The organism is Amycolatopsis sp. A133 (genome assembly GCF_031082405.1).
Lineage (GTDB): Bacteria > Actinomycetota > Actinomycetes > Mycobacteriales > Pseudonocardiaceae > Amycolatopsis.
This window is the reverse complement of sequence record NZ_JAVHJU010000057.1, coordinates 491,712-502,085: the sequence shown is the minus strand read 5'-3', so window position 1 is coordinate 502,085 and position 10,374 is coordinate 491,712. Positions and strand designations below refer to the sequence as shown.

The following is a 10,374-nucleotide window of genomic DNA, read 5'->3' as shown; positions in this document are numbered from 1 at the left end:
GCACGACTGGGACAGCCTGGCGTGGCAGCCGGAAGCCGCGCTGGCCGGCGCGGCGTCCGGGGTCGGAGGTCCCGAATGAGTCATTCGCGACACCGGATCCCTCCCCCGGGCCGCCTGCGGTGTGCAGAGCCGGCGCCCGGGGTAACCGCCTCCCATGACCGAATCCGAGAACCAGCCCCTGACCCCCGACGCCCCGCGGCCGCCGGGCACCCCGGAGCTCGACCTCGACGTCGAGATCCCCGAAGCCGACCGGAAGAAGCCCGACACGGAAGACGTCGAGGAAGACGCGGGCGAAGTCGAACCGCCCAGCTGACCGGCTACCCGGCCGGCCAGGGGCGCGCCGCGGCCGTCAGGCCGATCATGCCCGCGACCAGCCGCATCTGGTCCACCGTCCGGATGTCGGCCTCGACGAGCCGGGGCGAGCACACCAGGACCGCCAGCGCCTGCGCCCGCGACAGCGCCACGTTGAGGCGGTTGCGGGAGAGCAGGAAGTCGAGGCCGCGGGGCAGGTCGACCGCCGACGACGACGTCATCGTGGTGATCACCACCGGGGCCTCCTGGCCCTGGAACCGGTCGACCGTGCCCACCCGGACCTGCGCGAACCCGGCCTCCTCCAGGACACGGGTCACCGTGCGCGCCTGGAGGTTGTAGGGCGCGACGACCACGATGTCGTGGTCGCCCAGCGGCCGCGTCCGTCCGTGGTCGGTCCACAAGCGACCGTGCACTTCGGACACGATCCGCACGACGGCGGCCGCTTCTTCCACCGAGCGGGTCGTGTTGCCGCGGTGGTCGGTCTCGGCCAGGTACAGCCCCGCGTCGACGCCCTCGATCGCGCGGTCCGCGGCCGACGGGTGGGCGTGCAGCTGCCCGGCGTAGGACAGCTTCGACACCGGTTCGCACACGGCCGGGTGCATGCGGCGGGTCTCGTCGAGGAAGTAGCCCAGCGAAGGCGGCATGATGTCGGCGTCGCCGATCAGGTGGCCCAGCGCCGAAGCCTCGGCGCCCGCGGGATGCGTGCCCTGCACCACCTGGGGCAGCTGCTGCGGGTCGCCCAGCAGCAGGACGTTCTTGGCGCACATCGACACCGCGAGCGCGTCGGCGAGGGCGAACTGGCCTGCCTCGTCGATGATCAGCAGGTCGAAGGGTTCTTCGCGGATCGCGGCGTTGGCGAACGTCCACGCCGTCCCGCCGACCAGGTGCCCGGTGTCGTGCTCTTCGCGCCACTTGACCAGCGCGGGATTGCTCTTCGGCTGCTCCCACGGCGCGGCCGGGTCCGGGGTCTTCTTCGCGCGCTTGGCGCACGGCAGCTCCGGCGCGCTCTTCATGGCCGCGCTCAGCACGTTCTCCACCGCCTTGTGGCTGGTGGAGGTGACCGCGACGGTCCGCCCCGCCCGCACGAGCCGGGCGATCAGCTTGCCGGCCAGGTAGGTCTTGCCCGCTCCCGGCGGCCCCTGCACGGCGAGCGTCGAGCCGTCGAGCGCGTCGACCGCCTCGATCACCGTGGCGACCAGGTCCTCCCCCGGTGCCGGCAGCGCCGCGCCGCCGCGCAGCCGCGGTGGCGTCCGCCGGAGCAGGTCGACGCCGGGGTGCCGCGGCAGCTCCGGCAGCGTGTCGACGACCAGGCGCGCGAGGTCGGCGACCGCTTCGTCCTTGGGCGAGGGCCGCACCGGGCTGCCGGGCAGCACCGCGGTCGGCCGGTCGTTCGTGGTCGCGTCCGGCGGGCAGCTCTCTTCCAGAGTCAGTTCCACGGCCGACGCGGCGACGACCTTCGCGTCGCGGGCGGTGTCGCCGTAGCGCAGCCGCACGTCGTCGCCGGGGGCGAACGGGTGCGGCCGGTCGGGGTCGCACGCCAGCAGCAGCGTCCGCTTCGCGGTGCGCGCCCGCCCGGCCGGCGGCACCCACTCCCCCGCCTCCAGCGAGACCGGCACCGCGCACGCGGTGTCCACTTCGAGGTCGCCCAGCGGGGCGGCCAGCTGGCGGAAGTACTCCCACCACGCCGGGTTCGTCTCGCGGCGGTGGTAGCCGACGGACGCCGCCAGCAGCGCGCGGGCCCGCTCTTCGCCGGTGAAGTCGCCCGGGTCGTCCGGCAGCCCTTCGAGGAGGGGGTCGACCAGCGCGGCCAGCTGCGCGGCCCGTTCGGCGCGGCGCTCGGCGGCGACGTCTTCCTCGGCCGCGCGCAGCAGCGCGTCCTCGGCGGATTCCTCCGCCGGCTCCGGGACTTCGATCCCCGCCTCGGCGCGGACCCGGTGCAGGAACCCGAACAGCCGCTGCGCGGAGACGCAGTCGTCCTCGGTGTTCTCGCCGATGCGGCGCAGGACTTCCTCGGCGCGTTGCGGCTCCCCGGACTGGGCGAGCGCCAGGTACTCCTCGTACGCCTCGACGTCCGACACGGCGGTCTTCCCGCGGGCGCCGGGCTGGTAGAGCGGCTCGAGGTGCCGGATCGAGTACGACCGCTGCGACACGCGCAGCGCCTTGCGCACGACCGCGTGCAGGTCGACCACCGCGCCGCTGCGCAGCAGGTGGTCGACGGTCTCCTCGCGGGTCCCGTGCACCGCCGCGAGCCGCTTGATCGCGGTGACCTCGTAGGGCGCGTAGTGGTAGACGTGCGAGCCGGGGTGTTCGGCGACCTGCGCCGCGGCGAAGTCGACGAACTCCTCGAACGCGCGCCGCTCCTGGGTGCGGCTGTGCGCCCAGAACGGCGTGAACCGGCGCTCGCCGTCCGCGGTGACCGCGCCGAAGAGGTACTCCAGCCCTTCGCCCGAGAGAGCGTGCGGGTCGCCGGCGACCTCGACGAACACGTCACCCGGCGCGGGGGCCGGCAGGGTGGCCAGCGCGTCGGGATCGACGATTTCGTAGGCGATCTCGCCGGTGGCGTCCTGGCGGACCTGCAGCGCGGCCTGGGCGCGCAGGGCCGCGAACGACGTCACCGACAGGTCCCGCGGCCGGTCGTCCGGACCGGCCGCGGCCAGCGCGTCGATCGAGCCGAGCCCGGCGGCGGCCAGCTTGCGGCGCTGGTCGGCGCGCATCCCGGCGACCAGCGAGAGGTCCCGGTCGGCTTCCCGGGCCGACGCGCAGTGCCGGTCGAACCGGCAGCCGGCGCAGGCCGGGCGTTCGTCGGCCCACAGCGGGACCGGCAGCCGCGGCGGCCGGCCCAGCAGCCGGGCCCGCAGGCGGTCCACCAGCGGCCGGAAGTCCTCGACGCGCAGCGTGCGGGTGCCGCCGTCGGTCAGCCGGAGGTGCAGGTGCGGCCCGGCCGGCCAGCCCGCCCGGCTCACCGCGTCGGCGCACGCCGTCAGCCGGACCACCGCGGCGGGCGTCGCTTGCCGGACCGGGGTCGTGTCGTGGACCTCGTAGCGGCCTTCGCCGTCCTGAACCAGGAGGTCCGCCTGCGCCGAGAACTCGCCGTCGAGGAAGACGGCCCGGTGGATCACCGGCACTCCGGACCGCAATGCCTCTTCGGTCGCCTTCGCGGCGAGCGTGAGGTCTTCGACGCCGGCGATCCCGTGGCTCCCGGGGGCGGGCCGCGGTGCTCCCGGCAGGCCGGCGGCCAGCGCCTGGACGAGGATGCTGCGGTGCTCGCACTCGAGCAGGTCGGCGAGATCGGCTGGGGTGAGCATCGCCGCGCAGTCTGACACGGCCGGTCATCCGGGCCGGAGCACGGCGTGCCGACACGCCGAAACTTTCGAGAATTCCCTGGTATATCGCCAATTCTTGACAGCGCGGACCACGCCCGCAATAGTGCGGGAACCGAACTAAATACTCGTGAACACGATGGGGGCGCGGTGTCTTCCAGCGACGAGAACGAGCAGAGCCGGTTGCGCCGGCGTTCCTTCCTGATCGGCAGCGGAGCTGTCGTGGCCACCTCGATGTTCAGCGCCGCTCCGGCGCAGGCGAGTCCTCCGGGCGCCTTCCCGGGCGACTACGACGGCTCGGACCTGTGGCTGCGCTACGAGCCGGTCGCCGATCCCGGTCTGCTGGCCCGGTACCGGGCCGCGCTCGGCGCGATCGTCGTGGAGAACGCCGGCCGGAGCCCGGTCCACCGCCACACGGCGAACCTGAGCATGGCCCCCGGGTCCACCGAGCACCTGGTGCAGAGCACCCTGGAAGCGGCGCGGGACGAACTCGTCCGTGGCCTCGGCGGGCTGCTGGGGCGGTCCGTGCCGGTGCGGGACGGGTTCCCCGACCGCGCGGTGGTCGTGGGCACCCCGGACAGCTCGTCCCTGGTACGCCGGTACGTTCCCGCCCACGACCTGAAGCCGCTCGGTGACGACGGCTACCTCATCCGCTCGCTGTCGCGGGGCGGGCACCGGGCGATCGTCATCGCGGGCAACACCGATCTCGCCGCCCTGTACGGGACGTTCGCCTTCCTCCGGCGTCTGCAGGCCCAGCAGCCCGTCACCCACCTGGACCTCTCGTCGGTGCCCAGGATCAACCACCGGTACCTCAACTACTGGGAGACCGAGCGCCTCTACGCCGGGAACAACCCGGCGGGCACGGGCGGGCTGAACGGCGAAAACGGGGCGATCTTCGACTTCACCGCCACCGGCGCGTCCGCCGGGCTGAACCTGCCGGTGATCCTCGACCGCTACCTCGTGGCCGCACGGGCGATGGCTTCCGTGGGCATCAACGGCATCACGATCAACAACGTCAACGCCAACAGCTTCTACCTCACCCCGGCCGCCATCGAGCAGGAAGCCGCGCTGGCGGACGCGTTGCGCCCGTACGGGATCAAGCTGGCCGTGTCCATCAACTACGCGGCCCCGACAGACGCCCGGTTCGCGCCCGACACCCTCACCCGGGAACAGCTGGATCCCTACAGCGACCGGTTCCGGGACTGGTGGACCCGCCGGGCCCGGCAGCTGCAGGCCGCGATCCCCGACTTCATGGGGTTCACCGTCAAAGCCAACTCCGAGGGCCAGCCGGGTCCCCAGGACCTGGGCTACGACCACGGTGACGGCGCCAACGGCATGGCGGCGGCGGTGGCGCCGCTCGGGATGCGGATCTTCTGGCGGACGTTCGTCTACAACGCCGACGTGGACGAGGACCGACTGAAGCGCGCCTACCTGGAGTTCGGCCCCATCGACGAGGAGCCGCAGCCCGACGGGACGACGGGCCGGTTCGCGGAGAACGTCTTCCTGCAGACCAAGAACGGGCCGCTCGACTACCAGGCCCGGGAGCCCGCCAACCCGCTGTTCGGCCGGATGGAACACACGAACCAGGCCCTGGAACTGCAGGTCACCCAGGAGTACACCGGGCAGAACACGATGCTGTGCTACCTCGGCCCGTTGTGGGAAGAGGTGCTCAACTCCGACACCTACGCCACCGACGAGCACGGCAAGCTGCTGCGCCGGCGCCTGGTGGGCCACGTGGTGGACGGCACGGCCCAGGGCCACCCGGACAGCGCGATCGTCGGCGTGGCCAACTTCGGCAACGCCGGCAACCTGACCGGGCACCACTTCGCGCAGGCGAACCTGTACGCCTTCGGCAGGCTGGCGTGGGACTGGACCCTGGACTCCCGGAGCATCGCCGAGGACTGGGTCCGGCTGACCTGGGGCAACCGCGACTTCCTCGTCCGGACCGTCGTGGCGATGATGATGGGTTCCCGGGAAGCGCTGGTGAGCTACCAGACCCCGCTCGGCGTCGCGCACCAGTTCCGGTCCAGCGACCACTACGGCCCCAACCCCGCCGAACGGCTGGCGCGGGACGACTGGAGCCCGGTGTACTACAACCGCGCCGACCCGGCCGGGCTGGGTTACGACCGCTCGCCCACCGGGAGCGGCTTCACCGCGCAGTACTTCCCGGTGCTCGCGGCCCGGTACGGCGACATCGAGACCGTCCCCGAGAACCTGCTGATGTGGTTCCACCACGTGCCGTGGGACCGGCGGATGCGCAGCGGCCGGATCTTCTGGGACGAACTGGTGTACCGCTACCAGACGGGCGTCCACTACGTGAGCTGGATGCGCCGGGCTTGGGACTCCCTGGAGCCCCACGTCGACGCGCGGCGCTTCGCCGAGGTGAAGGCCAAGCTGGCCGCCCACGAGGCCGACGCGGGCAGCTGGCGGGACACCTGCGTGCGCTATTGGCAGGAGTTCAACGGCCGGCCCGTCCCGACGAACGGGCCGCTCGCGATCTCGATCGTGGTCGGCGGCCGGACGATCGGCGGGTTCGACGCCGGCGCCGCGTCCTCTCCGATCCCGCTGCCGGCCGGTGCTTCGCCGAAGATCACCAAGGTCGTGCCCGCCGATCCCACCGTCAGATGCGAGGTCCTCTCGCAAGCTCGTGAGGTGCCGGGGCGCGCCGTCGTGCGGGTCACCGGGAGGAGCTTCTTCGGGCCCATCCTCAAGGATTACGTGTTTGACCTCACGCACTGAGGGGAACCTCCGCGCACCCGCGTCCGTTGTCGTTATCCTACGGCACCGTAAGTTACGGTCGCGTAGGTACGGAAGGACGTCCCCTCATGCCGGTCCCCGAAACCACCCGCCTGCTCCACGAACTCGAAGGCACGGTCGAAGAGAACCTCAACCGGCACCTCGCCGCCGCCCAGGAGTGGATGCCGCACGAATACGTCCCCTGGAGCCAGGGACGCGACTTCGCCGAGCTCGGCGGTGAGGCGTGGGACCCGGAGCAGTCGCGGGTGACCCCGATCGCGCGGACGGCCCTGGAAGTCAACCTGCTCACCGAGGACAACCTGCCCAGCTACCACCGCGAGATCGAGCGCGCGTTCGGCCGCGACGGCGCGTGGGGCACCTGGGTGCACCGGTGGACGGCCGAAGAGGGCCGCCACGGCATCTGCATCCGCGACTACCTGCTGGTCACCCGCGCCGTCGACCCCGTCGAGCTGGAGCGGATGCGGATGGAGACGATGCAGGCGGGTTACGACACCGGCGACAAGCCGCTGCTGAACGTCTGCGCGTACGTCTCCTTCCAGGAGCTGGCGACCCGGCTTTCGCACCGCAACACCGGCCGCTACACCCAGGACCCGCTGGCCGAGCGGCTGCTCGCCCGCGTGTCGACGGACGAGAACCTCCACATGGTCTTCTACCGCAACCTCGTCAAGGCGGCCCTGGAGATCTCGCCCGACGCGATGATGCGGGCGATCACCGACGAGGTGCTGAACTTCGCGATGCCGGGCGCGGTGATCCCGAGCTTCCAGCGCAAGGCGGCGCTGATGGCCAAGGCCGGCATCTACGACCTGCGCATCCACCACGACGACGTCGTCCAGCCGCTGCTGCGGTACTGGAAGGTCTTCGACCTGACCGGCCTCGGCGCGGCCGGCGAAGCCGCGCGGGAGGAACTCGCCACCTTCGTCAAGGGGCTCGACACGCAGGCGTCCCGCTTCGAGGAACGCCGGGACGCGGCCGCCGCGCGCCGGGCGGCGCGGGGCATAGTGGACCTCTGAGCCGCACCCGCCGGAGGTCGCCGTGCCGCACCGAGGTCGCGTTCCCGGCACCACCGGGCCCGTGCTCGGGCGCGCACTGCGGGTGCTCGAGGCGTTCTCCCCGGACCGCCCGGAGCTGCGGTTGAGCGAGGTCGCGCGCCGGACCGGGCTGCCCGCCGCGACCGCGCACCGGCTGCTGCGGGAGTTCTGCGCGTGGGGCGCGCTGGAGCGCGACGAGGCCGGCGTCTACCGGGTCGGGCTGCGGCTGTGGGAGCTGGGCTCGCTCGCGCCGCGGGGCCTCGGCCTGCGCGAACGCGCCCTGCCGTTCCTGGAGGACCTCTCGCAGATCACCCGGGAGAACGTCCAGCTCGCCGTCCGCGAGGGGACCGAAGTCGTGTACATCGAGCGGATCGCCGGAACCGGGGCCGTGCCCGTGCTGACCCGCGTCGGCGGGCGGTTCGCGCTGACCGCGACGGGTGTCGGGCTCGTCCTGCTCGCCCACGCCCCCGCCGAAGTGCAGGAAGACGTCCTCGGCCGTCCGATCGAGCGGTACACCAGCGAGACCGTGACCGACCCGGACCGGGTGCGGCACCTGCTGGCCGACGTGCGCACCCACGGGTTCTCCATCAGCGAGCGCCAGGTCACCATGGACGCGCTGTCGGTCGGCGCGCCGATCCACGACGCGCGGGGCCGGGTGATCGCCGCGGTGTCGCTCGTCGTCCGGTACGGCAGCGTCCCGCCGCACGCCCTCGCCCCGCTGGTCATGACCAGCGCGCGGGCGATCTCACGGGCACTGGGCTGAACTTTTCATCTTATGGAATCGCCCTTCGTGGCGCCGGGCCGCTCCCCCAGGCTGTGACCCGGCCCACCACGAAAGGACGACCCCGATGAGCGCCATTCCCCGCGACCAGTGGTACGTCGCCGCCTACGGCTCCGAGATCGGCGCCGAGCTGTTCGGCCGGACGATCTGCGGCGAGCCGATCCTGTTCTGGCGGACCCGCGACGGGAGCGTCACCGCGGTGGCCGACCGGTGCGTGCACCGGCGGTTCCCGTTGTCGCAGGCGCCTTCCCGGCTGGTCGACGACCAGGTCGTGTGCGGCTACCACGGGTTCACCTACGGCGTGGACGGCAAGTGCGTGGCCGTGCCCGGGCAGACCCGGGTGCCGCGGACCGCGCGGCTGACGCACTACCCGCTGGTGGAGCAGGACTCCTTCGTCTGGGTGTTCATCGGCGACCCCGCGAAGGCCGACGCCTCGGCGATCCCGCGGGCGCCCTGGCTCGACTCGCCGGGCTACACCACGGTCGCCGGGATGGAACCGCTCAAGGCGCGGTACTCGCTGCTGGTGGACAACCTGCTGGACCTGTCCCATGAGACCTACCTGCACGGCGGCTACATCGGCACCCCGGAGGTCGCCGAAACGCCGATCACGACCGAAGTCGACGAAGAAGCCGGCATCGTCTACGTCTCGCGGCACATGGCGGACGCGGCGTGCCCGCCCTTCTACGCCAAGTCGACCGGCTTGGAGGGCCGCATCACCCGCTGGCAGGACATCGAGTACACGCCGCCGTGCCTGTACAAGCTGCACAGCCGGATCGCCCCGGTCGGGTCGGTGCCGAACCCGGACGGCAGCGACCCGGACGCCTTCCACGTCGAGGTCGTCTACGCGATCACGCCCGAGACCGAGCGCTCCACGCACGACTTCTGGGCGGTGGCCCGGGACTTCGCTCTCGACGACGAAGGCGTTTCGGCGTTCCTCGCGGAGAACAACCGCACGGTGGTGCTGCAGGACGTCGAAGCGCTGGACGTCCTCGAGCGGGTGATCGCCACCGAGCCGGACGGCTACCAGGAGCTGTCGATCAACATCGACACCGGCGGCCTCGCGGCCCGCCGCATGCTCCAGCGGCTGGCGGCCTCGTGAACCGGCCGATGCTCGCCGGCGACCGCGTCTACCGGATCCACTGGGTGCTGGGCACCGACCGGTTGCGCGCGGTCTGCCACTGCGGCGCCGAGCGCGAGTTCGAAGACCCCGTGCAGCTGTGGGACTGGCTGCTCGCCCACCCCGAAGGACACTGATGACCCTCGATCTCCTGGTGGACCACAAGGAAAAGGCGGCCGACGGCGTCGTCCGCCTCACCCTCCGCGCGCCGGGCGGCGGGCCGCTGCCGCCGTGGGAGCCGGGCGCCCACGTCGACCTCCTGCTGCCCGACGGCGTCGTGCGGCAGTACTCGCTGTGCGGAGATCCGGCAGACACGTCGGTGTACCAGGTCGCGGTGCTGCGGGAGCCCGGCGGCCGCGGCGGCTCGGCGTACGTGCACGACAAGCTGCTCGCCGGGGACCGCGTCCGGGTGGACGGCCCCCGCAACCACTTCGCGCTGGTGGACGCCGAGCGGTACCTGTTCATCGCGGGCGGCATCGGCATCACGCCGATCCTGCCGATGCTCGCCCGGGCCACGACGACCGGCCGCGACTGGCAATTGGTCTACGGCGGCCGCACGCGCGCGTCGATGGCGTTCACGGAGGAGCTGTCCCGCCACGGCGACCGCGTGACGTTCCGCCCCCAGGACGAGCACGGGCTGCTGGACCTGCCGGCGTTGCTGGCCGCGGCCGAGCCGGGCACGGCGGTGTACTGCTGCGGCCCGGAACCGCTGCTGGCCGCGGTGGAGGCACTCGCCCCGGCCGACCTGCACGTCGAGCGCTTCACCGCTCGGCTGGAGGAAGGTCCGCGCACGGCGTTCGAGGTCGAGCTGGCCGGGTCGGGGCGGGTGCTGCCGGTGCCGGCGGACCGGTCGATCCTCGAGGTGGTGGAGGAGGCGGGGGTCCCGGTGCTGTCTTCGTGCCGCGAGGGGACGTGCGGGACCTGCGAGACCGGTGTGCTCGGCGGCGAGCCGGACCACCGCGACTCGGTGCTGACCGCGGATGAGCGGCTGGAGAACGAGGTGATGATGCTCTGCGTCTCGCGGGCTTGTTCGCCGCGGTTGGTGCTCGACCTCTGACA

Annotated in this window: 7 protein-coding genes and 1 pseudogene; 7 read left to right on the top strand and 1 reads right to left on the bottom strand. The window is 72.5% G+C overall.

What is annotated here, in order from left to right; translation table 11 throughout:
• The first annotated feature begins 154 nt into the window (after positions 1 to 154).
• Entirely contained in the window at positions 155 to 313 is a 159-nt protein-coding gene (locus tag Q5425_RS34595) for a hypothetical protein (protein WP_308676570.1), read from the top strand.
• A 7-nt stretch (positions 314 to 320) separates the two neighbouring features.
• Here the strand turns inward: Q5425_RS34595 and Q5425_RS34590 are convergent.
• A pseudogene (locus Q5425_RS34590) lies at positions 321 to 3,617 on the bottom strand (TM0106 family RecB-like putative nuclease); the annotation flags it as partial.
• A gap of 165 nt (positions 3,618 to 3,782) precedes the next feature.
• On the opposite strand from Q5425_RS34590, the gene Q5425_RS34585 reads away from it, so the two are divergent.
• The 6 genes from Q5425_RS34585 to Q5425_RS34560 all read left to right on the top strand — a co-directional run bounded on the left by Q5425_RS34585 (position 3,783) and on the right by Q5425_RS34560 (position 10,372).
• Positions 3,783 to 6,371: an alpha-glucuronidase family glycosyl hydrolase gene (locus Q5425_RS34585; RefSeq protein WP_308676568.1), complete on the top strand. Its 2,589-nt coding sequence runs from the start codon at positions 3,783 to 3,785 to the stop codon at positions 6,369 to 6,371.
• An 86-nt stretch (positions 6,372 to 6,457) separates the two neighbouring features.
• Positions 6,458 to 7,399: an acyl-ACP desaturase gene (locus Q5425_RS34580; RefSeq protein ID WP_308676567.1), complete on the top strand. Its 942-nt coding sequence runs from the start codon at positions 6,458 to 6,460 to the stop codon at positions 7,397 to 7,399.
• Between the two features lie 22 nt (positions 7,400 to 7,421).
• Entirely contained in the window at positions 7,422 to 8,180 is a 759-nt protein-coding gene (locus tag Q5425_RS34575) for an IclR family transcriptional regulator (RefSeq protein ID WP_308676566.1), read from the top strand.
• Positions 8,181 to 8,265: 85 nt separating this feature from the next.
• Positions 8,266 to 9,297 carry an aromatic ring-hydroxylating dioxygenase subunit alpha gene (locus tag Q5425_RS34570; RefSeq protein WP_308676565.1) on the top strand — a complete coding sequence of 344 codons (1,032 nt, stop codon included), beginning with the start codon at positions 8,266 to 8,268 and terminating at the stop codon, positions 9,295 to 9,297.
• A complete protein-coding gene (locus Q5425_RS34565) occupies positions 9,294 to 9,452 on the top strand; it encodes a hypothetical protein (protein WP_308676564.1) in 159 nt (52 codons plus the stop codon). Before Q5425_RS34570 ends, Q5425_RS34565 begins: the two co-directional genes overlap by 4 nt.
• Positions 9,452 to 10,372, top strand: a complete 921-nt coding sequence (locus tag Q5425_RS34560; protein WP_308676563.1) for a PDR/VanB family oxidoreductase — start codon at positions 9,452 to 9,454, stop codon at positions 10,370 to 10,372. The genes Q5425_RS34565 and Q5425_RS34560 overlap by 1 nt, the downstream gene beginning before the upstream one ends.
• The last annotated feature ends 2 nt before the right edge of the window (positions 10,373 to 10,374 follow it).

What these genes read in the sequence shown, in the direction of transcription:
- Q5425_RS34595 (WP_308676570.1), top strand. Translation starts at nt 155, where the DNA reads ATGACCGAATCCGAGAACCAGCCCCTGACCCCCGACGCCCCGCGGCCG.
- Q5425_RS34580 (WP_308676567.1), top strand. Translation starts at nt 6,458, where the DNA reads ATGCCGGTCCCCGAAACCACCCGCCTGCTCCACGAACTCGAAGGCACG.
- Q5425_RS34570 (WP_308676565.1), top strand. Translation starts at nt 8,266, where the DNA reads ATGAGCGCCATTCCCCGCGACCAGTGGTACGTCGCCGCCTACGGCTCC.
- Q5425_RS34560 (WP_308676563.1), top strand. Translation starts at nt 9,452, where the DNA reads ATGACCCTCGATCTCCTGGTGGACCACAAGGAAAAGGCGGCCGACGGC.